The sequence below is a fragment of the Candidatus Defluviilinea gracilis genome, from assembly GCF_057138825.1.
Window position 1 is genome coordinate 1 of the sequence record NZ_DBNHEF010000039.1, and the last position, 24943, is coordinate 24943.

The following is a 24943-nucleotide window of genomic DNA, read 5'->3' on the forward strand; positions in this document are numbered from 1 at the left end:
CATAGTTCACAACAAGGGCTGGGTCTGCTTCAGAATTTGAGTTTGACTCGGCGTTTGCCTCGTGAGCGGCTCTAGACTTGTTCAGCCCTTGTTTGGCAACTCCAATACTACTTCAAGTCTAATGGAGCCGCGCTCTTGTTCTTTGCGGCGAAGAATCTCCACGATGATCTCGGAGACCCTTCGCTAGCGCTCAGGGTGACATATCATCACTTCAAGTTTAGACACTCCCTATTTCTTGAAATCATTCAACCATCGGACCACGCCAAGCCAATCATCATCTCCAGTTTGAGTCAAAGCAAGGTCGAGCGATTCGATCAGTTCACGGATCGTCCAACGATTTTGCACAGCAAGGAGTATTCCATGATGTGTGGAATATCGTTTTGCCAAGACAAGAAAGTCGCGGATGTTGAACGTGAAGAGCACGCGTCCCTGCGCAGACGCATTGAGCAATTGCGCTTTGTCGTCGGCGTCGAATGGTATCCAATCGTTTGGGGTGCGCGTGACGTCGTGACCGCGCTCGCGTAACGCGTTGTACACCGCCTTGATGGACGCGTCTGCATCAAGATGCAAACGCGCTTTAGCCACCCCTCGGCTCCAACGCGGATTCGGACTCAATGTCCGCGTCTATTTCCTCTTTGTGCGCATCGTAGAATGCCTGCGCTTCTTTCACTTGCGCTTCGGGGATGTTGAATTGGTCGGCAATTTCGGAGGGAGATAACTTCCACTTCTCGGCGGCGGTCACGATGGTCTGGACGCGAATGCCGGTTCCGCTGAGAACAGCCGTCGGACGGCGAGAGGCGCCTCGTCGGTAGGTGACGCGCGGAAAGTTCGGGTCATCCACGTTCGAGCGGAGCGATCCCAATTTTTCGGCGACCGCCCACAGGATGAACTGGTTGAGAGACACGCCCTGACGCGCCGCCCATTCTTCGGCTTCCTTCTTGAGTTGTTGGGGGAGACTGAGCGCATATCGTGACATACGACCTCCATCGGCATCATATATCACATCATATTTGATGTCAAGAACCGATGAACTCACCTTACGCAGACGTTCTGCAGGTTTGATTGATTCAACAGAGTTCTGCGAGGCAACCTGCGGGACGGTGCGTAACATCAGTGGTTAACTCTTCCGCCCTCTCGCACGACAAAATCAACTCACGGGCGAACCACCACCCGCCACAAACGAACTTCCCCATTCGAGCCGCCGGTGGCAAGAAAACGCCCATCCGGCGAGAGCGCCAGCACGCCGTTGCCGCCCGGCGGATCGGCTTCGAAGACGACAGCAAAGGTAGCCGTATCGTAGATGCGCACCATCCCATCCCGCGAGGCGGCAATCAGCAGGGAACCATCCGCCGAGAATATCACGTTCTCCACAGTGTCTGGGAAGCCGCGCAAGTGCTGGATCAGTTTGCCGGTGTTTAAATCCCATAACCAGACCGCGCCCTCGGCGCAATCATCGTCCACGGCAAACGAACAGGTGGCAGTCGCCGCCACAGCGTTATCAACTGAAATGGCAACATCGAGCGAGGGGTGAGGATGGTTGAGCGTGAAGAGGGATGTCCCATCGCTTGTCCGCCAGACCTGCACATTGCGCGAAGCGCCGCCGCCCACCAGCCAGCGCCCATTCGGCGAATACGCCATCGCGGTGATGTTCACGTAGTCGGGAATCTTCAACAGCGGCCTCCACGCGCTGGTGGAATAGATCCAGATCGCGGCTGTGAGATATTGCGGATCGTCAAGCCCGCCCACGGCAATGGTCTCGCCATTCGGCGAAAAGTTGACTGTCCCTACCTGGTTGGGGAATTGTAGCGTTTGCAATAAGATGCCTGCGCGCCAATCCCAAATATTGGCTGTGCCGTCGCCCGAAACAGATGCCAGCATCGAACCGTCCGGCGAAAAGGCAAGGTTCCACACAATATCGCGATGTCCCTCCAACACGCCGATCTCCTCTCCGCTTTCCGCATACCATAGATGGATCGTAAAATCGTTCGCGTCGCCCCCCGTCCCCGCCAACACCTCGCCATCGGGCGAGAACGCCAGCGCGCGCGCCGTTTCAGGCACATCGATGTTATTGAAAATTTCAAGCAGGCTCAACGTATCGAGTCGAATCGCCACAGGAGTGAGAGTGGCAAACGGCGCGACCACTCCCGGCTCGAGTGTTTCTGTGGCAGGCAGGCGCAAAGGCGTGGAAGACGCGGTTGGCGTGGCGGGCAGGGTGGCGCCCGGCGTCGGCACCACCTGCACCGAGAATGTGCAGGCATCCAACAACCAGGCGCACAAGGACAGGCTTGCAATCAAAATTCGCACTCGCGGCTTCATTGTGACGCGATTATAAACTGGACTTTCGGAATGCCAGAGGAGTAGAGATTGGTTTGAAAATTCAGGTTGCCATGGTGTAGATCGCCAACAGGATGGTGAAATCTGCCGCCATATGACCCAGCACGGGCGCGAGCAACCCGCCATCCTCTTCGCGCGCGACCTGTCTCCAAAACCAGCCCGCCCATGTCAGCGCGGCAACCGCAACGCATATCGAAACGATGGGAACTTTATGAATCAAAATCAACGCATGAAAGCCCGCATACAACACATCAGAACGATGGAGGCGCTTCGTTGCGCTTGCCAAATATCCGCGCCAGAAATACTCCTCAACGAACGGGTTGACCAGCGCAAAGTACGCGATAAACGGCGCCCATGTTCGAGCGTTCAACCCCAGGGCTTCCACTTGCGCCGGGAGATCGTTCGCAATGCCGAACACATCCCACAGAAGCAATAACGCAAAGCCGCTGCTTCCGCAAACCAAAAGACTCAACGCGATCCATTTTTTATTTGAATAGTTGAGCAACGTTGAAAGCGGAATACCCGGTCGGGCAATCCACAGCGAGCCGAGGATCGCCGCATGAAAGCCAAGCAACGCCGCCCACGCGCTATGAAAGACAAACAACCCCAGAAACACCGCAAGATACGCCAGCGCCGGCGCGATCCATTTCATGCAACCTGCGTGATGATCGTGTTCTTCGCGCCGGCAGAAATTAATGCGGATGAAATATCGTCAGCCTTTTCCGCCTCCGCGAGCGCGATCATGTTCCCGCCGCGTCCTCCCCCGCTTAGTTTTGCCCCAGCCGCCCCAGCCTTTCGCGCCGCCTCAACCAACGAGTCCAATTCAGGCGAGGAGACGGTCATCTCTTGCAGGAGCGCGTGGTTGCGATTCATGAGTTCGCCTAATACTTTCCAATTTCCACTTTCTATGTTTTCTCGCGCGTTTTCTGCAAGCGCTCCCACCTGATCAAATACGCGCTCCCATTTCGCTTGATCCGCCTCCCAAAGTTTCCTCACATCCGCCACCGATTCCTTCGTGGGCGCGGCGATGCCCGTGTCGCCAATGACGACGGTGAACGGCGCGCCGACTTTGAATGTTTCGATCATGTTGCCCTCGCCCTTAGCTTTCACAAAGTACACGGGCCGGGCATACGTGACGACTGTATTATCGATTCCCGAAGGCGTGCCGTGATGGATCTTCTCGATCTCGTAGGCAAAGGCGTTGATTTCTTCCTCGGTCATTGGGTACTTTAAATGGGAGGAGAACGCGCGGAGCAGAGCCACCGTCACCGCCGCGCCGGAGCCGAGACCAGAGGCGACGGGGATGGTAGACGTGATGTTGATTTGAAGGTTGGGGAATTTACTCTCGCCCCCCCCTCTCCCGGCGCGCGAGAGGAAGAGAAAATTATGGATGACTGAAGCAATGGGATGGTCGGAGGGAAGCGCGTTCAGTTCGGCGCGGAGGTTAATGCCGGGGGCGTGGATCCAAATCCCCGTCGCATCTGAATCGAGAATTTCCACATCCGCATGGGCTTGGGTAACCGGCACAGCCAACGCCGGGCGTCCATAGACCACGGCATGTTCGCCAAACAGGATGATCTTACCCGGCGCGGAGGCTTTCACGATCGGTAAAAAATGGCGATCACAGAGATCACCCACAATACGACTGTGACCTGCAGAGGGCGGTCTTTGAGCGCCACTTCGTCCGGCGCGCCCGCCGCGTGACCGGTTTGGATCAATTGCAAATAGCGGAAGATACCGTAGACCACAAAAGGAATCGTCAACATCATGCTGTGGTTCTCGGGCAGGTTCGGCGCGGTGAATGTGTACAGCGAATAGGTGACAATGGTCGTGCCTGAAACAATGGTGATCAACTGGTCGAGGAGCGGCAGGGTGTAGCCATCCAACACTTTGCGGTGCGAGCCCGCGCCGGTTTCAAGCAGGCTCATTTCGGCGCGTCGTTTGCCGAAACCAATGTACAGAGAGAATAACGTGGTAATCATGTATAACCACGGCGAGAAGCGCTCGACCGTGATCAACGCCACGCCCGCCGCCACGCGCAAGACAAACCCGGAGGAAACAATGAACACATCCAGGATCGGAATATGCTTGAGCCAGCGCGAGTACAAAATATTAATGGCGAGATAAACCGCCAGAATGACCGCAAGCGCCGGCGAAAGGAGATAGCCCAACGGAAGAGCAATGGCGACCAACACAATTGCCGCGAGCCGCGCCGCGTGCAAGGGTAGTTTGCCCGAGGCAATGGGGCGATGTTTCTTTTCGGGGTGTTTACGGTCCGCTTCCACGTCGGCAATATCGTTGATGAGATACACCGCGCTGGACGCCAGACAAAACAAGAGGAAGCCTTCCAGCGTCCGCAGGAACGGTTCGCGCAGGAACAATTGTTTGTCGAACATGAGGGCAAAAAATACGAAGCCGTTCTTCGTCCATTGGCGCGGACGCATGGTTTTGATGAGCGCTGAAATCATGCGTTAATCATATCAGAGAGCGGAAGCGAATCGTCAGGTCGTAACCAAATAGTTATGCGCCATCATGCCCCATCGTCCTTCGGCGGCGCGGTCTGACCGTAATCCAACACCTGCCTCATTTGAGTTGCCCCCTCCGGCGAACCCACGATCTTCCTGTCCTCCATCATATCCACGAGGCGGGCGGCGCGGGTATAGCCGATGCGCATCCGCCGCTGAAGCATCGAGACCGAGGCGCGTCCCTCTTTGCGGACAAGCTCAATTGCCTCCACCAGCAATGGGTCAGTCGTTGTGTCGGCAGGGCTCATCTCCTCGAACATCGCGCCCTGCTTGAGCGGCGCGTCCGATTTTGGAATGCCCCCCAGGGCAGGTTGTGACGCGGCGGCGTAGGGGTTGGCGGCGCCAGCTTGATTACGCCAGAACTCCACCAGGTTTTGAATCTCATGGTCTGAGACAAACACACCCTGCAAGCGAGCCGCCGCCGGCGCATCCGGCGCCTGGAAGAGCATATCGCCGCGCCCGAGCAGTCGTTCGGCGCCGGGCTGGTCGAGGATCACGCGGCTATCGGTGTTCGACGCGACGGCAAAGGCAACCCGCGCCGGGAAGTTGGCTTTGATGAGACCGGTCACCACATCCACCGAGGGACGCTGCGTGGCGAGAATCATGTGAATACCGGTGGCGCGCGCCAATTGCGCGAGGCGCGTGATGGTCTGCTCGGTCTCGCCGGGGGCGATCATCATCAAGTCTGCCAGTTCGTCGATCACGATCACAAGGAATGGAAGCGTCTTGCCGCCCTGCAATTTCATTTTGGCGTTGTAATCGGCGATGTTGCGCGAGCCGACCTGCGCGAACATGTGATAGCGCTTGTCCATCTCGCGCGTCATCCATTGCAATGCGCCGATCACGCGGTCGATCTCCACCACCACAGGCGCGAGCAAGTGCGGCACGCCGTTATAGCCGGTCAACTCCACGCGTTTAGGGTCTACCAGAATCAGGCGCAAATCGTCCGGGGTGTTATGCAATAAAAAGCATGTCAGGATCGCGTTCACACAGACCGACTTGCCCGCACCGGTTGTGCCGGCGATGAGCATATGCGGCATGTTCTCGAGCGTGGTATTGATAGCGTTGCCGGTCACATCGCGCCCCAGCGCAAAACGCAAAGGGTTTTTGTTCTTCTGAAAACTTTCGCTTTCGATCAAATCGCGCAACGCCACAAGAGTCATTTCCTCGTTCGGAACCTCGATGCCCACATAACTATGCCCCGGCACCGGCGCCTGAATGCGGATGCGCGGCGCGGCAAGCGCGAGCGCGAGATCGTCGGCAAGCGAGGCGATCTTGCTCACGCGCACTTTAATGCGCCCACTGCGCGTCTCCACGAACAGCGGCTCCACGCCAAACTGCGTGATGGTCGGTCCGCGGTTGATCTCCACCACTTGCACCGGCGCGCCGAACGATGCGAGCGTTTCCTGAATCAAGCGCGAACGCCCTTGAATGAATTCTTCATTGACTTCCGGCGTCGAACCCGAGTCCAAAATCGTTTTCACATCCGGCAATCTCCACTGGATGACCGCTTCCGCAGGCTTAACCGTCGTCACCGGCTTGCCAGCCTCCGCCGCCAAAGCAGGTGACGCGGGGCGATGCAGAGGCGTGAATCCGTTCGACGCGGTATCGACGCCTTCGGGCAAAAACGCTTCACCCGCCGGGGAAGCCTGCTTCGCCCATAGCAAGCGGAGCTTGCCAACAAGCGGCGCGATCCAGCGGAACAGATCCTCCACTGAAATGTCGAAGATCATCGTGATCGTGATCAGCAACCAAGCCAGCAACGCCACAATCGCGCCCGCCGTGCCGAGGCTGTTGAATAACAACCGTTCAAACAGACTGCCGATGTAGCCGCCGCCCCAGCCATCCAACGCGGCTTCCTCCGCCAACTCCACCGGCGCAACGATGGAATGCATTGCCGCCAATAACCAAAAGAAAAAGAGCGCAAGCCCAAACGCGCGTTCCAAAGAAAGCGGCGGCAGTTTCTCGATACGCCGCGCAACCAGCCACACCCCCATCAGGAACAAACCCGCCGGCAAAACGTATACGCCCCATCCCAGCATTTGGCTGAGAAAGATTGTGGCGCTTCCGGTGACCACACTGCGTTGCGAGTAAAAGAGGACCAAACCAATGAGAAGCCCCACTGCCGCCATGATCGCGCCGACCACATCGAGTTTGCGTTCGGCAGAAAGTGAATCCCACCACGAGACCGGCATCGGCTGTGTCGGAGGCGAGATGAGCGGCGTCCGCCCTTTTTGCGGCGCATTGTTCGGCTTGCCCTTCCCGCGCGAGGGATGCGCCGCCTTGCCTTTTGGCTTCGCGTTTGATTTCGGCGAAATGAACGGAATCTTGAGAGGCATTTTCGAAGTATAGCACAAATGGTCTGTTTTTCTTTTGGGGTAGAATTGTCAAAACCGTTCGTGCCGCAAGGACGGCACAAATCAACAACCACTTTGCCACAGAGCGCGCAGAGACTCTGAGAAAAGAAACCTCAATGCTCCCTGTGTTCTCTGTGGCTGGTTTATGAGGACAAACCCTTGTTTGAAATTCTTTTTCTCGGCACCTCCGCCTCCGCCCCCTCTGCCAGGCGCGGACTTTCGGCGCAGGTGGTGAAGCACGATGAATACCGCTTCCTCGTCGATTGCGGCGAGGGCACACAACGTCAGATCTTGCAATCGGGGCTGGGGTTCAAAAACCTCTCGCGCATTTTGCTCACGCACGGTCACCTCGATCACATTCTCGGTTTGGGCGGTTTGCTCAGCACATTTCTGCGCTGGGAGGCGATCGACCGACTCGAAGTGTATGGCGGGCGTTCCACGCTAGACCGCGTGCATGACCTGTTGTACGGCGTGGTCTTGCGCGGCAACCAGCCGCCGATGCCGCTTCATTTGAATGAGATCAAACCCGGCCTGTTCTTCGAAACGGATGATTTCACCATCACCGCCTTCCCCGTCACCCATCGCGGACCGGATTGTCTCGGATATGTTTTCGAGGGCAAGGCGCGTCGTCCATTTTTAAACGAGAAAGCGACCGAACTCGGCGTGCCGTTTGGTCCCGAACGAAGGGAACTTGTCGCAGGGAAGGAGATCAGCCTCCCCGACGGCAGACGCGTCAGTCCAGACGATGTGCTGGGTCCGCTCCAGAGAGGAGTCAAACTGGTTATCGTTGGCGACGCGGGGCGCACGGATAACCTGCTCGACGCGTGTAAAGATGCGGACGCGCTGGTGATCGAATCCACGTACCTGGACGAGGAAGCCGAGATGGCAAAGCAGTTCCATCACCTCACCGCGAAACAAAGCGCGGCGCTGGCAAAGCGGGCGGGGGTTAAAAAATTGATCCTGACTCACATCTCGCGGCGCTATCGTGAAAAAGATGTGTTAAAGGAAGCGCAGGAGATCTTCCCTAACACCTCGGTGGCGCGAGACTTCGACACCTTCCAGATCAAACGGGACGAGTGAAAAAGTAATTTCACGATTCTGTGGGGGGCGTTCTCTATCGCATCAGCCCGTGTAAAAGAATGCCGAATCGCAAGGTAAACCTTGCGGCACGGGGTCATCGTTGGGGTGTAACCTTCCTCTAGACTCAGGCTGTCTTTGTACCTTTATAATTCTTTTATCGTCATGTAGTGACTTTGAGGAGCAAAGCACATTTCGGCGATTGCAAGATCAGCCCACTCGTCCCATTTCATAGAGGAAGCGCCATGTTTAAGAAAGCAGTTATTTTCCTATTGGTTTTAACCCTGATAGCGGTTTCTAAACCATCCACCGCGTCTGCCATTCCCACAGGCGTGGGGGTGATTGGCGATAGCGCCACCCAGCCCTATCAGTGCATCAATCGTGGAGGACCAACCGCCTATACGTGGACGGAGATTCTCGAGGTTGTCCGCGGCGTCAACTTCGGCGGGATGCCCTGCCAGCCGTACAACAACGCCTGGAGCGGTGAAACGGTGCGTCTCAACATGACCTCCCAAACAGACGACATCCTCGACGATTTCAACAATGGAAACATCGGCAGGGTAATCAGCATGATCGGCTCGAACGATGTCTACGTGGTCGGAAGCACCCCGGATATCCCAGCCTTGCTTGCCACGTACGAATCGAATATCCAACGCATGATCGATGCCGGCATCCTGCCGGGCAATATTTTGATCGTCGATATCTCGCAGGATAATTGGAACGAGCCGACCCGGACGTATGTCAACCAATATAACGCCGGTTTACAGGATATTGCCACCGAAAAAGGCACAGCCTTCGCTTCATGGACAGGGTATCACAGCGGGCTGGCATGCCGTTCGCTGGACAACGGACAATCGTATAACTTCGGCGGGCAGATGATCGCCTATACGTGGGGGAACGAATATCACAACATCCGCGTGGCAGACGGACACCTGGGGACAATGGCAAACGGTGTGCTGGCGAACGCGATCGCCGTAGACTTCTTGGGCATTCCGCGCCTCACCGATGCCGAACTGTTGTCCATTGTGAATGGAACTGTGGTTCCGAGCAACCCGCCTCCCGCCTGCGCGAATCAACCGACCGCCACAGCGGGCCCAAGCCCCACCGCTACCCTCACGCGCACGCCAACCGCGACCGGGTTATTCTCTCCCACCCCCTCCCGCACACCGACAGCGACCTTCACGTTCACGCCCACCTCGTCTTCGGGAACATTTAATATCGGCGAAACAACTGTTCTGAGTAACGCCTATGCCGGGCTTGGAAACCAGTTGGTCGCGCAACAAGTCACGCTGTCTCAAACCGCCACAATTCAAAGTTTGAGTTATTACGTTTCCACCGCCGGCGGGCAGATGCGCCTCGGCATTTATAACAACGTCGCCAGCGGACCGGGGAGCCTCATGGCGCAGACGGCGGCTTTCACCCCGGTTACAGGGTGGAATACCCAAGCGGTGGTCACTCCCACTCAGTTAACGGCCGGAACCTACTGGCTTGCCTTCCTGCCTCAAAATAATACGCTGGCAGGGCGCGTCAATCCATCCGGCGCGGGGCGGTATTATTCGTACACCTTCGGCGCGTTGCCTGCCACCTATTCAACCTCGCCAACCAATAGCGCTTTTACTTTTTCGTTCTATGCCACCTTCTCTACGGGCTCGGCAGCCTCTACCACACCCTCCATGACGCCACTACCCACCAATTCGCCCACTCACACAACGACTCCGACAAACACCCCCATCGTGCCGACCAACACAAGCACGTTGACCGCAACCGTCACCAACACGCCTCTACCAACGAACTCACCCACATACACAGCGACTCCAACGGACACCCCCATCGTACCGACTAATACAAGCACGTTGACCGCGACCGTCACCAACACGCCTCTACCAACGAATTCACCCACTCACACAGCGACTTCGACGAACACCCTCATCGCGCCAACCGCAACCAACACACGGACGCCGACAACCGTCCCGACGAATACTTTTACCCCCACCGCATCGCGCACGCCAACTCGAACTGTCACGCCATCTTCAAGCGCCATCACCATCGGCGAGACGAGTGTGCTGAGCATGGGGTATTCCGGCATGGGCAACCGGCTGGTCGCGCAACAGGTGACGCTCTCGCAAAGCGCCACCATTCAGAGTCTGAGTTATTACGTCTCCACCACTGGCGGGCAACTGCGCTTGGGAATTTACAACAACTCCGGTAGCGCGCCGGGCGCGCTGATGGCACAGACCGCCGCCTTTACCCCGGTGGCAGGTTGGAATACGCAAGTTGTGACGACCCCGGTGACGCTATCGCCGGGCACGTACTGGCTTGTTTTCCTTCCGCAAAACAATACGCTGGCAGGCAGGTTGGGATTGTCTGGATCCGGGCGGCATTACAGTTATACGTTCGGCGCCCTGCCATCAACGTATTCGACATCGTACACAAGCGACACGTTCCACTTCTCATTCTACGCAACGCTCTCATTACCATAACCGAATACTATCAGGGCTTTCGCTCACAGGCGGTTTGTGACCGCCGTATTTGCTGGCGAAGCGACGGTCACAGACCGTCTTAGAGCAGTAAAAGCGAAAGTCCTGAATACACAAAAGAGACCCCCGAAATTTTCGGGGGTCTCTTTTGTGATCAGATCGCATCGCTGGTCATGATGAACAGCGGTGTCATTTCGAAGCTTTCAAACTTCGGGCGCAGGCGCTCCGTATTGTAGAACCGCTCCACGTTGACAGTCTTTTTCGTGCTGGTGACGATGTCTACCGGAATATTATCGTAGCGCCCGTTCTTGAGCACCACCAATCTTCCATGCACGTTCTTCAAAACGAGATCAAGCGCCAGGTTGCCGTACGCCATCGGCACGATGGAGTCGATCGCGTCCGGGTCGCCACAGCGCGTGAGATAGCCGAGTTTTTGATTCACGGTATCCACCATGCGCCCCTTGTTATGACTGGCGGTCAATTCCCTTAATTGCGCGGAGACCATATCGCCGATGCCGCCCAACTTCATGTGACCGTATTCGTCAGTCGAGCGGTCCGAGAAGACCATCTCCCCGCCGTCGAAGGTGGCGCCTTCTGAAACCAGCACCACCGAATAATGACTCGGATTGTAACTGCGGTCGTACATCATCATCTCGGCAAGGCGCTCGATGTTGAACTTGTGCTCGGGGATCACACAACGATGAGACGCCCCCGCCATGGTCGGAAGCATCGCCGTAAAGCCGGCGTAACGCCCAAAAACCTCGAGCACCAATAGTCGTTCGTGCGAACCAGCCACAGTCCGCAGACGATTCGCGAGCTCGATCGTGCGAGTCACGCACGTGCTGAAGCCGATACAATAATCCGTGCCGGGCACATCGTTATCCATCGTCTTTGGGATGGCAACGATCTTCATCCCTTCTTTATACATGCGCACGGCATAACTCAACGTATCGTCCCCGCCGATGGGGATCAAATAATCCAGCCCAAGAAAATCGATATTCTTCACCACCTCCGGCGTCACATCGTTGACATCGTCCGCGTACCGATCGCGCAAGTGGAGCGGAAGCCGGTCTTTACGGACCCTGGATGGATTCGTCCGCGATGTGTGCAGGAACGTGCCGCCGGTGCGCCCCGCTTTGTTGACGATATCCTCGGTCAACACTTGGAAGTTATTGCTGTTATCCGCTTGCGAATCGCGGACGATATCCACCATCCCCGCCCAGCCGCGGCGGATCCCGATAACCTTATATCCCTCACGCAACGCGCGGATGGTCACTGCGCGGATCGCCGGGTTTAGCCCCGGCACATCGCCCCCGCCTGTCAAAATTCCGATTACCCCTTTCTTACCTGTGCTCATCTTTCCTGTTCTCCTCTTTCATAGACTCAAACCGTCATTCGCGGCGGTCTGGATAGCGCGTGCAAACTTTAAATCATCGTCGGCTCTTCATACACGCCGAAGGCTTCCTTCATCACTTGAATGATCTCGCCCAACGTCGCGTACGCGTGGACGGCTTCCATGATGTGCGGCATGGTGTTCTCTGTCCCTTCGAGCGCGATGCGCAAATGATCCAGTGTTTGACCGACGCGACCGTTATCGCGCGTCTTGCGTAACTCTTCGAGCCGCTTCACCTGTCTTTCATAACCTTTTGGATCCATCTCAAGGATCGGAATCGTCAACGGTTTCTTTTCGGCATACGCATTCACGCCGACAATTTTGCGGATGCCCTGATCGATCTCGCGTTGATAACGATATGCCGCGTCGGAAATTTCGCTTTGGAAGAATCCCTTTTCGATGGCGGGGATAACTCCTCCCAACTCTTCGACTCGGCGGAAGTAGTCGTACGCTTCTTTCTCCATTCGGTCTGTCATGGCTTCGACGAAGAAACTACCCCCCAGCGGATCCACGGTATTCGTTACGCCCGATTCTTCGGCGATGATCTGCTGTGTGCGCAGGGCGATGGTCACCGCATGTTCAGAGGGAAGCGCGAGCGCTTCATCTAATGAATTTGTGTGAAGCGATTGTGTCCCGCCCAACACAGCGGCTAATGCCTGAATCGCAACGCGCACAACATTATTTTCAGGTTGTTGCGCAGTCAATGAGACTCCCGCCGTCTGCGTGTGGAAGCGGCACAACCACGAACGCGGATTCTTCGCCTTGAATGTTTCGCGCATCTCACGCGCCCAAATGCGACGCGCGGCGCGGTATTTTGCAATTTCTTCAAAGAAGTCGTTGTGCGCGTTGAAGAAGAACGAGAGACGCGGCGCGAACTCGTCCACGTCCATGCCGCGGGCGATTCCCCATCTCACGTATTCGAGTCCATCGCCGAGGGTGAAGGCTAACTCCTGCGCGGCGGTCGAACCCGCTTCACGGATGTGATATCCGCTGATCGAGATCGTGTTCCACTGCGGGACTTTCTGCGAGCCGAATTCCATCGTGTCGACAACGAGTCGCATCGAAGGTTCGGGCGGGAAGATGAATTCTTTTTGCGCGATGAACTCTTTGAGGATGTCGTTCTGGATCGTGCCGCGTAGTTGATCGAGCCTCACGCCGCGATTCTCCGCCGCCGCAAGATACATCGCCCACGTGATCGCGGCAGGCGAGTTGATCGTCATGCTCGTGGACACTTTGTCGAACGGGATGCCCTCGAACAGGATTTCCATGTCTTGTAATGAAGAGACCGCCACGCCGCACTTGCCGAACTCGCCCAACGCTTCGGGTTGATCGGTGTCGTAGCCCATCAGAGTCGCCAGATCGAACGCGACGGATAAACCTGTTTGTCCCTGCTCAAGCAAATATTTGAAGCGCGCGTTCGTTTCCTCGGCGGTGCCGAAGCCTGCGAACATGCGCATCGTCCACAGTTTGGAGCGGTGAAGCGTCGGGTGGACTCCGCGCGTGTAGGGGTACTCACCTGGAAGTCCGAGAGAAGAAGCGTAGTCTTTATCCGCCACATCGAGCGGGGTGTAGAGTCGGTTGATGGGTTCGGAGGAGGTCGTGATGAATTCATCCATGCGTTCGGGCAGGGACGCGAGCGCCTTGCTCAACGAAGTTTCCTCCCACGTTTCGAGTTGATCCTTCAATTCATCGAGTTTCTTTTTATCGTACATGGCGGCTCCTTTTGCTGGCGTGATTATAACCCCCTCCCTGCCCTCCCCCAAATACGACGATAAAAATTTTGTATGCGGATTCAAAGATTGAATCGTCGGATTTGGGGGAGGTGTCCCGATAGGGACGGAGGGGGTCGGGATGGTATACTCGCCTCATGCCCCGATTTGAAATTGACGTTGACCCCTGCGATCACATCACCGCGGACGCGATCGGCAAGCCAGGTCAGCGGGTGTTTTATATTCAAGCCTATCAAGACCAGCGCACGATCACGATCATCATCGAGAAGGCGCAACTGCATTCGCTTGCCATCGGCATCGAACAATTTCTCGCGCAGATCAACGAACAGAACCCGAACATCACCGAAGCCTCGGGCGATTACGTGGAAGAAGTGATGCGCATCAATCCGCCCGTCGACCCGCTCTTCCGCGTCGGCGAGATCGGACTCGGCTACGACAAAGATCGCGATCTCATCGTGTTGTTCGCAAAAGAAATTCTCACCGAGGAAGATGATCCAGAGACGGCGGCGGTCATCCGCTTTTGGGCGACGCGCACGCAGGTGAAGATGCTCTCGCGCTGGGGCATGGAAGTCGTCTCGCGCGGACGCCCGATCTGTCCGCAGTGTGGTCAACCCGAAGAACCCGAGGGGCATTTTTGTCCCAAGAAGAACGGGCATTTTCATTAAAGTCAAAAATAAAGTCACAAGTCGAAAGTCAAAGGTCAACATATGACATTCGACTTTTGACCTTCGATCCACCGATGACCAATCCCGACCAAACACAATTGACATCCGCCCTCCAACACGGCGACCTTGAACTCAAAGGTCAATTCATGCTTGGCTCGAATTACACGTTTCTGGTCGAGGTCACGCACGAAGACATAACGTATCCCGCCGTCTACAAACCGAGTCGCGGCGAGCAACCGTTGTGGGACTTTCCCGAACAATCGCTGGCGCAGCGCGAAGTGGCGGCGTATCTCGTGAGCGAGTCGCTGGGCTTGCACATCGTCCCGTTCACCGCGTTGCGCGAAGACGGTCCCTACGGCGCGGGTTCGATCCAGCAATTCATCGAGTACGATCCCGAATATCACTACTTCACTTTTTCAGACGACGACAAACAACTCCTCAAGCCCGTCGTGTTGTTCGACCTGCTCATCAACAACGCGGATCGCAAAGGCGGGCACGTCTTTTTTGAAAATGACACGCGCAAACTCTACGCGATAGATCACGGCATCTGTTTTCACGAAGATGATAAACTTCGCACCGTATTGTGGGATTTTGGCGGACAGAAGATTCCCGACGAACTCCTCTCTCGACTTTCCACTTTCCACTCGCCTCCCTCCTCGGACTTCGACCTGCCTCGCCAACTTGAGCCTTATCTCACCCCCAACGAAATCTCTGCCCTCTGCACCCGCGCAGACGTGATCCGTCAACGCGGGATTTTCCCCCGCCAACCGCGTGACCGCCGCGCGATGCCGTGGCCGCCGCTATAAGCGTTTCACGTTTCAGGTATCAAGTTCCAAGTGGCAGAGACATGAAACATGAAACATGAAACATGAAACATGGAACTTGAAACTTGAAACTTAAACACAGGAGTCTTTATGCACTACAAACTATGCTTCATCGGATTTGGAAACGTCGCCCGCTCGTTGGCTCGACTGCTCGAACGCAAACGCGACTTGTTGAAATCAAACTATGACATCACCTATTCGGTCACAGGCATTGCCACGGGACGACATGGATTCGCGGTGAACCCTGATGGGATTGATGTTGGGCAAGCGTTGGAAAAAGTGGAAAGCGGAAATTCCATCGCTCCACTTTCCACTTTCCAAGTTGCCGACTCTCTCGCCGTCATTCAACATTCCCAAGCGGATGTGATGTTCGAAAATTCCCCCGTCAACTACGAATCGGGTCAACCTGCCATTGACCACGTCCGCGCGGCGTTGAACGCGAATATGCACGCGATCACGGCGAACAAAGGCACAGTCGTCCACGCATATCAAGAGTTGACCGCGTTGGCGAAGTCGAAAAATAAAAAGTTTCGGTTTGAGTCAACGGTATTGGGAGGCTCGCCAGTCTTTTCGACATTCCGCGAGGCGATGCCGCTGGCTGAGTTAACTTCGTTTAAAGGAATCATCAACGCGACGACGAATTTAATTTTGTCACGGATGGAAGACGGCGAGTCGTTTGACGACGCAGTGAAATATTGTCAGAGCATCGGCATCGCGGAGACGGACCCTTCGGGCGACGTGGACGGCTGGGACGCGGCGATCAAAGTCTCGGCGCTGGCGACGGTGCTGATGGATGCTTCGCGACCGCTCAAGCCGCAGGAGGTGGAGCGAAAAGGCATACGGGAGATCACGGCTGGGATGGTGAAGCAGGCAAAAGCGGAGAAGAAGCGTTGGAAGTTGGTCGCATCCGCTGAACGCGTGGGGAATCGAGTCAAAGGGAGGGTGTCGCCTGAGTTGGTGGATGCGACGTCGCCGCTGTATGGCATGATGGGCTCGGCGTCGGGGCTGACGTTCAGCACGGACGTGTTGCCCAATTATTCGGTGATCGTTTCGGAGCGCGAAGGCATGAAGGGCGGACCCGAAGAGACCGCGTATGGTCTGTTCGCAGATTTTGTGAGCGCGGTTCGAGGGTAAAATAAGCGACGAACTGTAGCGCAAGATTTATCTTGCGATTCATAATCGCAAAGTGAACTTTGCGGTACGCGCACCATCGGAGAATCTTCATGCCCATCACCAAACAACGCACGTTGGATTACATCAATCTCGAATGGGGAACGTACGTCGAGCGATTCAACCGCCTGCCCAAAGCGGAGCAGGAGGCGCGGCTCAAAACTGTCGGGTTTGAATCGTTCCGCGATATGCTGGCGCACATCCTTGCGTGGTGGGAGGAGGGGATGCCGATCATCCGCGCGATCGCGGAGGAGCGCGAGTTCGAACGGAAGAAATATGATTTCGACGCGTTCAACGCGGAGGCGGTGGCGAAATACAAAAGTTGGGACGAAGCCGAGTTTCTGGCGCACTTCGAGAAGACGCGTCAGAAAACTGAAGCAGACATCCAGCCGATGAATGAAGCGGTGTTCGAGAATCGACGGGTCAAAGTGTGGGCGGACGGCATCTTCATCCATCACGCGCGCGAGCATCTCGTCGTGTTGAGCCGCTTCCTCACGCTGGACTTGTTGCAAAACGAATGGGCGGAGTACATCGAAAGTTTCAACGCGCTCGACGAGGAAAAGAAAAAAGAATTTTTAGCGAAGCAGGGATTTGAAAATTTTCACGACCTGGTCGCGCACATCATCGGTTGGTGGGAGGAAGGCGTGCGCATCATCACGGGGATTCTCAACTCACCAGGCTTCACGTGGACAAGCCGCGACACCGACTCGTTCAATGTGGAGTTGACGAAGAAATACGCTTCATGGTCCGACGGCGACCTGTTCAAGCACTTCGAGTCGGTGCGCCGCGCCATGCTCGACCTGACCGCGTCCCTGCCCGACGACGCGTTTAAGAACGCAGACATCGAAGGCTGGCTCAACGACGATGTGGTCGGGCATTACGATGAACATTCGATATAACACTGTCTGACGAGTCTTCGAACCGCGAAGCCCGCAAAGTCGGTATCATGTCATTCTGAGGAGCGGAGCGACGAAGAATCTCTGACACGCCAAGAACGTATCCTGTGGGAGGAGAGATGCTTCGCTCCGCTCAGCATGACATGAACATTGGCTTTGATATTTTTTAGAAAGAAGAAAAATTATGGATGAACATGTCGTATATCTCGCGCTGGGCTCGAACATGGGCAACCGCGCCGCGAATTTAAAAGAAGCGATCGCGTCGCTTGCCCCGCAAATGGAAGTGAAAGCAAGGTCGGCGGTGTATGAGACCGATCCGTGGGGATTCAAGGAACAGGAAAAATTTCTCAATCAGGTCGTGCGCGTCGAGACGTATCTCAAGCCCGAACAGTTGATCAAACATCTCAAGCGGCTGGAAGTCGCGTTGGGACGGAAAGAGTCGTTCCCGAACGGTCCGCGCCTGATTGACATTGACATTTTGTTCTACGACGATCTCGTGCTGTACTCGCCCGCGCTCACGATTCCGCATCCGCACCTGCACGAACGCGCGTTCGTCCTCGTGCCATTGATGGACATCGCCTCCGACCTTGTGCATCCCGTCAAGAAAAAGTCCATCCGCGAGCTGGCGTTGTTCGCCGACGTGAGTGGGGTGAGGAAGTTGGAAGGATGAGGATGTTGAACTGGAGGAGGTAATATGCAGAAGACACAACTTGAGCCAAAACGAAAAAGTATCATTTGGAAAACTTCGCTTGCCTTCAATATTCTTGTTATTTGCGTCTTTTGGTTAGGTGTGCTGACTGATTACTCTTGGTATAACGATTGGTTTTCAATTGGCTTCTCTTCCTTTGTGATAGTTATTAGTTGTGTAACTTCTGTCATGTTGTTTTTTGGGAGTATATTTCAACGGCTGGTAGTTTTATTGATCGGCGGTGTATCCATCCTTTTTGCATTGGCGACAATACCTTTCCATCGTTATCATTCGCATCAAACTCCAACCCATGAAGAGATTTCGCCAGATGGTACAAAGATGATAAGTATGTATTGTGAAACAAATAATGGTCATGGTGGGATGGATCATATCGAGATCATCGTTCGATATAGACAGTTTCCGTTTTTGCAACGCGACTTAGGGTTATACAACAATTATCCTACTCGTAGTTGCAAATTCGATATGCGTTCTCCTGTTTCTTGGATAGACAATAATACAATTTATATTGCAGAACGAGAAGCTTATTTACATATAGAACTAATAAAATGGGAGAAGATTCTGGCTGATCCTGGAGAAATTCGTGGAGACAATTAAGCGCATCAAATCCGCCGCGCGCGTTTTGCTCAAAGGCGAACCGAAAAAGAAAAGCAGCAACGCCATCCCTGCCATTGCTGCTTTGAAAATTCGGAGTTGAACTCCGAATTTTCAAAGTGAAGAGTTAGAACTTATATCGCATGCTCGAACGAGGTCTCATGGAATTGCTTGCCCGAATCAAATCCGCCGCCCGAATTCTCCTCAAAGGCGAACCGAAAAAGAAAAGCCGCAACGCCATCCCTGCCATCACGCGCGAGGAAGTGGACGAGGTAAAACAATTCTTCCCGCGCGAAAAATTTTTCATCCTCGGTCATGCGCGTTCTGGCACCACGCTCCTCATGCGCCTCGCGCGTCTGCATCCCGACGTGCATTGCAACTATCAGGCGCACTTCTTCACGCGCAAGCCGCTGTTGAAGGCGCTGGTCGATTCGCCTGAAATGGAGGAGTGGCTCACGCGCAAGTCGAATCGCTGGAATCATGCGCGCGATCTTTCGCCGCTTGTCCTCCGCGCCGCCGCCGATTTCATCATGGAACGCGACGCGGCGCGCGAAGGCAAACGCATCGTCGGCGACAAGAGCCCCTCGTCCACGATTCACGGCGCGGCGGTGCGCGACATGCGCGCGATCTACCCCGACGCGAAACTCGTCTACATCGTCCGCGATGGACGCGATGTGCTGATCTCGGAACGCTTTCGGAATTTTGTGGAGGACTCCAAATTTTTGTCCGCGGAAGACAAACGCATCATTGCGGATCTTCGGACTGATTCCGCTTCGTTCAGCGACGGACGCCGTTCGATCTTCACCGAGTCGTTCATCCGCCGCGTGGCGAAGGGATGGGTGACCAACCTGCAAGAGACCGACGACGAAGCGCGAAAACTGTACGGCAAAAACTATTTTAGTCTGCGCTACGAGGATTTGCTGAACAATCCGTTCAAGGAAATGTCTCGTTTGTGGAAATTTCTCGGCGTGAAGACGATTCACAAATCGCTGGAGAAGAAGATTCAAGCCGAGATGACATCCAATCCCGATGAGGAGTGGCAGGCAAAACGGGATGAGGGAATCGCGTCCTTCCTCCCGAAGGGACAGGCTGGCAATTGGCAGAGATTATTTTCCGCGAAGGATAGATACGTGTTCAAAGAGGTCGCGGGTGAGATGCTGGTGAAATGGAAGTTTGAAAAGGATTTGGATTGGTGATTTTTTTAAACACGAAGGACACAAAGAGCACAAAGGAAAACCTTTGGGTTTATAAACTTTGTGTCCTTCGTGTCCTTTGTGGTAAAAGGGTTTTATGAAATTCTTAATCGCAGGTCTCGGTTCCATCGGTCGCCGCCACATGCGGAATCTCATCGCATTGGGCGAGAAGGATATTGTTTTATATCGTACGCGCAAGGCGACCATGCCCGAGGAAGAGTTGGCAGGATTCCCTCAAGAAACTGACTTGCAAGCCGCGCTCGAAAAACACAAGCCCGACGCAGTCATCGTTTCGAATCCCACGTCGCTTCATCTTGATGTCGCCATCCCCGCCGCGGAAGCGGGATGCTCGCTGTTGCTGGAGAAGCCACTCTCGCATTCGATGGATCGGATTGACGAACTCGAGTCCGCGCTCAAGAAGGGCGGCGGACGCGTCGTCGTCGGATTCCAATTTCGTTTTCATCCAGGGATGATGAAAGCCAAGCAGTTGATCTCGGATGGCGAGATCGGACGTGTGATCTCGGCGCATGTACATTTCGGCGAATACCTGCCCGCATGGCATCCGTGGGAGGACTATCGTCAAGGCTACGCGGCGCGCGCCGACATGGGCGGGGGCGTTGTGTTGACTCAATGTCACTCGCTCGATTATCTTCCGTGGCTGGTCGGGAAAGTCGAATCCGTTTGGGGATTCACCGCTAAACTCAGCGACTTGGAAGTGGACGTGGAAGACACGGCGAAGATCGGTCTGCGGTTTGAGAATAGTGCGCTGGGAAGCATCCATCTCGATTACAACCAACAACCGCCCGCGCATTATTTTGAAGTAGTCGGTACGAAAGGCTCGTTGCAGTGGAATCTCGCAGATGGCGCGACGCAGATCTATCGCGCTGAGCGGAGTCACATTGATAACGTAGGCGAAGTCGAAGGGGGGGAAAAGGCTTGGGAGGTGTACCAGCCCGCCCCTGAGTTTGAACGCAACGTCATGTTCATGGACGAGATGAAACATTTCATCGCCGTCGCGCGCGGCGAGGTTGAGTCGTCTTGTCCGCTGGAGGATGGGATCAATGTCCAACGGTTGATCGGCGCTGTTTTGGCTTCCAGCAATTCGGGGACTCGAATTAAAATATCAACACAATGAACATGCATCTTCGCGTCAACAAATTGTCCGATGGTTTGATGGCTGGCATCTTGCTGACCGTGATCGCGGCATTGGTCTATCTGCCGTTTGTTTTTCGATTCGGATATTATTTTGACGATTGGTACATCATGTTCGCGGCGGGCGCGCGCGGGGCGGAGGCGATCCGTGAAATTTACAGCATCGACCGCCCGGCAGGCGCGCTCTTGATGAGTCCGCTGTTTGCCTTGTTTGGCGCGAATCCGCTTTATTACAATCTCTCGGCGTTTGCGTTTCGCGTTCTCGGAGCGCTGGGCGTATGGACGTTTTGCATAACCCTGTGGCCGCGTGAGCGCACGTTTTCTTTTATAACCTCGTTGCTTTTCCTGATCTATCCCGGGTTTCTCTCGCAACCCAACGGCATCACCTATCAATATTATCTTGCCGGTCTCGCCTCTGCAACTTGGTCTGTTGCATTCACGATGCAGGCAGTCACAACTCCACATCGAAGTCGCGCATGGTTCTTGCATGGATTCTCGATCCTGTTGGGATTGTTTTATCTTTCGCAGATCGAATGGTACATCGGCTTTGAAGCGATCCGTTGGACGTGCATCTTTCTTTTGACATGGAGAGAGGGAGCGTCAGCCCGGCAAAAGGTCATCCGCGCGTTCCAGCAAGGATTCCCCGCGCTGCTTGTTCCTGCGCTATTCTTTGCGTGGCGAATCTTCTTCTTTGAAAATGAACGCGGCGCGACCGATGTAGGGATGCAATTAGGCGATGTATTTCTCTACCCGTTACAGACGATATTTCGGTGGGGATATTCGCAAGCGCAGAACATGTTCGAAACGTTGGTTGCCGCCTGGGTAACGCCGCTTCAACAAGTTGGCTTGGTTCAAGAGAACACCCATCGTTTGATCGGGCTAACGATCGGAGTTGCTTCGGTCGCGCTGTCGTTTGTTATGCTACGGCGAATGGAGTCGCAAGATAACGCGGCGCAAACCGACTCCTCAACCTGGAAGAGCGAGATGATCTGGCTGGGGTTGGCGGCGCTCGTGTTCGGGCTGGCGCCGGTGACGCTCGCCAACCGGGAAGTGTGGTTCCCCTCGTTTTCACGTTACACGCTTGCGGCTTCCCTCGGCGCGGCGATCCTCATCGCGGCATGGGTGTCCGGGTTGTCGAAACCATCGGCGCGTTGGGGCATACTCGCGATTTTCATCCTTGCTTCTGTGTTCACTCACTACGGAAACGGATTGCAATACGCGACCCAAACTCAACGGACGCGCGATTTCTGGTGGCAGGTTGCATGGCGCGCGCCGCAATTTCAAACCAACACTACATTGATCGCAAATATCGCTTCGGTGTCGACCGAAGAGGATTATTTTGTTTGGGGACCCGCAAATTTTCTGTATTATCCTGAAAGTCAGAACGACGAGATGGCGCAGCCCTCGCTGTATGCGGCTGTCCTGAATAAAAATACTGTGCAAAAGGTTCTTACCCGCGAACGGCAGGAGTATGACAATCGCCGCGGAATCCTCACGTACAAAAATTATCGCAACATCCTGATCATCTCGCAACCATCGCCCAGTTCATGCGTGCATGTGATTGATGGACTTCAGCCTGAATTTTCCACTACTGAATCGGATTCGATTCGCGTCATCGGATCGTTTTCCGAACTCGAACATGTTCTCGCGGATGAAACGCCTCACACGCCGCCTCAACTTGTTTTCGGACCCGAGCCTCCGCGCGGCTGGTGCTACTTTTACCAGTCTGCCGATCTGGCTCGTCAACGCGGGGAGTGGGAAGCAATCGTCGGCTTGGGAAAAGAAGCGCAGGCGCTGGGCTTCGCCCCATCCGACCTGATCGAATGGATGCCGTTCCTCCAGGCATACGCAGTTACCGGGGATACAGAGCGCCTGACCGAACTCGCGCCGGTGATTTCAGCCGACCCTTATATCGCGCAACAAGTATGCCGGATCATGGGCAGGTTGGAATCGATATCGCCGGATGCGATCCCTGTGATCGATTCGTTATACTGTCTTGAATAATCTTTTGTAACCTCTTCAAAATTCAGCGGGTGAATTTTAGGTTATAATTGCGCCTCGCATAGCAAACCCAACAGAGTAATCTGTGTCAATCAAGGAGTAACAATGTCGAAAGCCAAACTGATCGCCCCGTATGGGGGAAAACTGGTGAACCTTGTTGTAGAGGGCAAAGAGCGCGAGGAACTTCTCGCCCACGCCGCCAAACTGCCTTCCATCAAGATCACCACGCGCAATCTTTGCGATCTCGAATTGATCGCCACCGGCGGTTTTTCACCGCTGACCACCTTCATGGGCAAAGCGGACTATGACCGCGTGCTCAAAGAGATGCGTCTGGCAGACGGGACCTTGTGGCCCCTCCCCATCACATTGACGGCTGACCCCAAGGAACTGCCGACCGTCGGCGAGGATCTGGCGCTTCGCAACGCCAATTTCGACTTGATCGCCGTAATGACGCTTGACGAAGTCTTTCACTGGGACCCGCAGACCGAAGCCGCGCTCGCCTACGGCTCCACCGACACCAAACACCCGATGGTTTCCGAAATGGGACGCTGGAACAAGGTCTGCATCTCGGGCCACATGAAGGTTATCAACCTTCCCAAATATTACGATTTCGTAGACCTGCGCCTCACCCCGGCGCAGGTGCGCGAACGGCTTGAAGCGATGGGGCACGATAACGTCGTCGCCTTCCAGACCCGCAACCCTCTGCACCGCATCCACGAAGAGTTGACCAAACGCGCGGCGGCTCAAGTGAACGGTTCGCTGTTGATCCACCCCACCGTGGGCATGACCAAGCCCGGCGACGTGGATCACTACTCCCGCACTCGCACGTACAAAGCGCTGGTGGATAATCACTACGACAAGAACAGCACCATGCTCAGTTTGTTGCCGTTAGCCATGCGCATGGCGGGTCCGAAAGAAGTTCTGCTCCACGCCATCATTCGGCGCAACCATGGCGCGAATCATTTCGTGGTCGGGCGCGATCACGCGGGGCCGGGAAATGATTCCACGGGCAAGCCGTTTTACGGTCCGTATGACGCGCAGGAGAACATGAAGAAGTACGAATCCGAGTTGGGCGTCAAGATGGTTCCGTTCGAAATGCTGGTCTATCTTCCCGATGAAGACCGCTACGTGGAAGAGAAGGATGTCCCCAAGGGCGCAAAGACCGCCAACATCTCCGGCACGCAGGTGCGCGAGGAATATCTCGCGAAGGGCAAATTACTGCCGGGCTGGTTCACCCGCCCCGAGACCGCTGAAATCCTGCGCGAAACCTACCCGCCGCGCCACAAACAGGGATTTGGAATCTGGTTCACCGGCTTGAGCGGCTCCGGCAAATCTGCCACCACCGCCGTGCTTACATCCCTGCTCCTCGAACGCGGACGCGAGACCGCCATCCTCGATGGCGACGTAGTGCGCACGCACCTAAGCAAAGGACTCGGCTTCAGCAAGGAAGACCGCGATACCAACATCCTACGCATCGGTTTTGTGGCGGGCGAGATCGTGCACGCGGGCGGCATTGTCATCTGCGCCGCCATCAGCCCCTACCGCGCCACGCGCGAAGAAGCCCGCAAGATGGTGGGCGAGAATTTCATCGAGATCTTCATGGATACACCCGTCGAAGTCTGCGAAGAGCGCGACGTGAAAGGCTTGTATGCCAAGGCGCGTCAGGCAGTGGCAGACGGCAAGCCGATGGGCTTCACCGGCGTGGACGATCCCTACGAGCCGCCGATCAAACCCGAGATCACCCTGCAAGGTTTCGGCGCGACCCCTGAAGATAATGCCCGTATTATCGTCAAGTATCTCGAAGATCAGGGATATTTGAATCACAATTGATCGTTGCGGTAGGGGCGGG

The 24943-nt window shown here is 55.4% G+C and carries 21 protein-coding genes; 12 read left to right on the top strand and 9 right to left on the bottom strand.

Features of this window, described 5'->3' with window-relative positions; genetic code table 11:
• Nucleotides 1-228: 228 nt before the first annotated feature.
• The 7 genes from AC16KF_RS04945 to AC16KF_RS04975 form a co-directional block, all read right to left on the bottom strand.
• Entirely contained in the window at nt 229-585 is a 357-nt protein-coding gene (locus AC16KF_RS04945) for a DUF5615 family PIN-like protein (RefSeq protein ID WP_484036190.1), read from the bottom strand.
• Entirely contained in the window at nt 578-976 is a 399-nt protein-coding gene (locus AC16KF_RS04950; RefSeq protein ID WP_484036191.1) for a DUF433 domain-containing protein, read from the bottom strand. The genes AC16KF_RS04945 and AC16KF_RS04950 overlap by 8 nt, the downstream gene beginning before the upstream one ends.
• 176 nt (nt 977-1152) lie before the next feature.
• Nucleotides 1153-2304, bottom strand: a complete 1152-nt coding sequence (locus AC16KF_RS04955) for a WD40 repeat domain-containing protein (RefSeq protein ID WP_484036192.1) — start codon at nt 2302-2304, stop codon at nt 1153-1155.
• 73 nt (nt 2305-2377) lie between these two features.
• Nucleotides 2378-2986 carry a CPBP family glutamic-type intramembrane protease gene (locus AC16KF_RS04960; protein WP_484036193.1) on the bottom strand — a complete coding sequence of 203 codons (609 nt, stop codon included), beginning with the start codon at nt 2984-2986 and terminating at the stop codon, nt 2378-2380.
• Nucleotides 2983-3972 (bottom strand): mevalonate kinase, encoded by a 990-nt coding sequence (gene mvk / locus AC16KF_RS04965; RefSeq protein ID WP_484036194.1) that lies wholly within the window; start codon nt 3970-3972, stop codon nt 2983-2985. Before mvk ends, AC16KF_RS04960 begins: the two co-directional genes overlap by 4 nt.
• Nucleotides 3933-4802, bottom strand: coding sequence for a decaprenyl-phosphate phosphoribosyltransferase (locus AC16KF_RS04970; RefSeq protein WP_484036195.1), 870 nt, complete (start codon nt 4800-4802; stop codon nt 3933-3935). The genes mvk and AC16KF_RS04970 overlap by 40 nt, the downstream gene beginning before the upstream one ends.
• Nucleotides 4803-4864: 62 nt before the next feature.
• Nucleotides 4865-7198 (bottom strand): FtsK/SpoIIIE family DNA translocase, encoded by a 2334-nt coding sequence (locus AC16KF_RS04975; RefSeq protein ID WP_484036196.1) that lies wholly within the window; start codon nt 7196-7198, stop codon nt 4865-4867.
• A gap of 177 nt (nt 7199-7375) precedes the next feature.
• Here AC16KF_RS04975 and AC16KF_RS04980 point away from each other — a divergent pair, with 177 nt between their 5' ends.
• On the top strand, nt 7376-8296 hold the full coding sequence (locus AC16KF_RS04980; RefSeq protein WP_484036197.1) for a ribonuclease Z: 921 nt from the start codon (nt 7376-7378) through the stop codon (nt 8294-8296).
• A 242-nt stretch (nt 8297-8538) separates the two neighbouring features.
• Nucleotides 8539-10773 (top strand): hypothetical protein, encoded by a 2235-nt coding sequence (locus AC16KF_RS04985; RefSeq protein ID WP_484036198.1) that lies wholly within the window; start codon nt 8539-8541, stop codon nt 10771-10773.
• 151 nt (nt 10774-10924) lie between these two features.
• Here the strand turns inward: AC16KF_RS04985 and AC16KF_RS04990 are convergent, their stop codons facing one another.
• Both AC16KF_RS04990 and AC16KF_RS04995 read right to left on the bottom strand, forming a co-directional pair.
• Nucleotides 10925-12127: a 6-phosphofructokinase gene (locus AC16KF_RS04990; RefSeq protein WP_484036199.1), complete on the bottom strand. Its 1203-nt coding sequence runs from the start codon at nt 12125-12127 to the stop codon at nt 10925-10927.
• A 68-nt stretch (nt 12128-12195) separates the two neighbouring features.
• Complete coding sequence (locus AC16KF_RS04995; protein ID WP_484036200.1) at nt 12196-13875, bottom strand: acyl-CoA mutase large subunit family protein; 1680 nt, start codon at nt 13873-13875, stop codon at nt 12196-12198.
• A 155-nt stretch (nt 13876-14030) separates the two neighbouring features.
• On the opposite strand from AC16KF_RS04995, the gene AC16KF_RS05000 reads away from it, so the two are divergent.
• From AC16KF_RS05000 to AC16KF_RS05045, 10 genes are all read left to right on the top strand, one after another.
• Nucleotides 14031-14558, top strand: coding sequence for a DUF3090 domain-containing protein (locus tag AC16KF_RS05000; RefSeq protein ID WP_484036201.1), 528 nt, complete (start codon nt 14031-14033; stop codon nt 14556-14558).
• 74 nt (nt 14559-14632) lie between these two features.
• A complete protein-coding gene (locus tag AC16KF_RS05005; RefSeq protein ID WP_484036202.1) occupies nt 14633-15364 on the top strand; it encodes an SCO1664 family protein in 732 nt (243 codons plus the stop codon).
• A gap of 108 nt (nt 15365-15472) precedes the next feature.
• On the top strand, nt 15473-16516 hold the full coding sequence (locus AC16KF_RS05010; protein WP_484036203.1) for a homoserine dehydrogenase: 1044 nt from the start codon (nt 15473-15475) through the stop codon (nt 16514-16516).
• Between the two features lie 89 nt (nt 16517-16605).
• Nucleotides 16606-17451 carry a ClbS/DfsB family four-helix bundle protein gene (locus tag AC16KF_RS05015; protein ID WP_484036204.1) on the top strand — a complete coding sequence of 282 codons (846 nt, stop codon included), beginning with the start codon at nt 16606-16608 and terminating at the stop codon, nt 17449-17451.
• Nucleotides 17452-17632: 181 nt separating this feature from the next.
• Nucleotides 17633-18118 carry a 2-amino-4-hydroxy-6-hydroxymethyldihydropteridine diphosphokinase gene (gene folK / locus AC16KF_RS05020; protein ID WP_484036205.1) on the top strand — a complete coding sequence of 162 codons (486 nt, stop codon included), beginning with the start codon at nt 17633-17635 and terminating at the stop codon, nt 18116-18118.
• Nucleotides 18119-18142: 24 nt separating this feature from the next.
• Entirely contained in the window at nt 18143-18751 is a 609-nt protein-coding gene (locus tag AC16KF_RS05025) for a hypothetical protein (RefSeq protein WP_484036206.1), read from the top strand.
• 158 nt (nt 18752-18909) lie between these two features.
• Nucleotides 18910-19944, top strand: a complete 1035-nt coding sequence (locus AC16KF_RS05030) for a sulfotransferase family protein (protein WP_484036207.1) — start codon at nt 18910-18912, stop codon at nt 19942-19944.
• Nucleotides 19945-20038: 94 nt separating this feature from the next.
• A complete protein-coding gene (locus tag AC16KF_RS05035) occupies nt 20039-21076 on the top strand; it encodes a Gfo/Idh/MocA family protein (RefSeq protein ID WP_484036208.1) in 1038 nt (345 codons plus the stop codon).
• The gene (locus tag AC16KF_RS05040) at nt 21073-23097 is read left to right on the top strand and encodes a hypothetical protein (protein ID WP_484036209.1); all 2025 of its coding nucleotides are present in this window, start codon (nt 21073-21075) and stop codon (nt 23095-23097) included. Before AC16KF_RS05035 ends, AC16KF_RS05040 begins: the two co-directional genes overlap by 4 nt.
• Before the next feature lie 102 nt (nt 23098-23199).
• Nucleotides 23200-24924, top strand: coding sequence for a bifunctional sulfate adenylyltransferase/adenylylsulfate kinase (locus AC16KF_RS05045; protein ID WP_484036210.1), 1725 nt, complete (start codon nt 23200-23202; stop codon nt 24922-24924).
• The last annotated feature ends 19 nt before the right edge of the window (nt 24925-24943 follow it).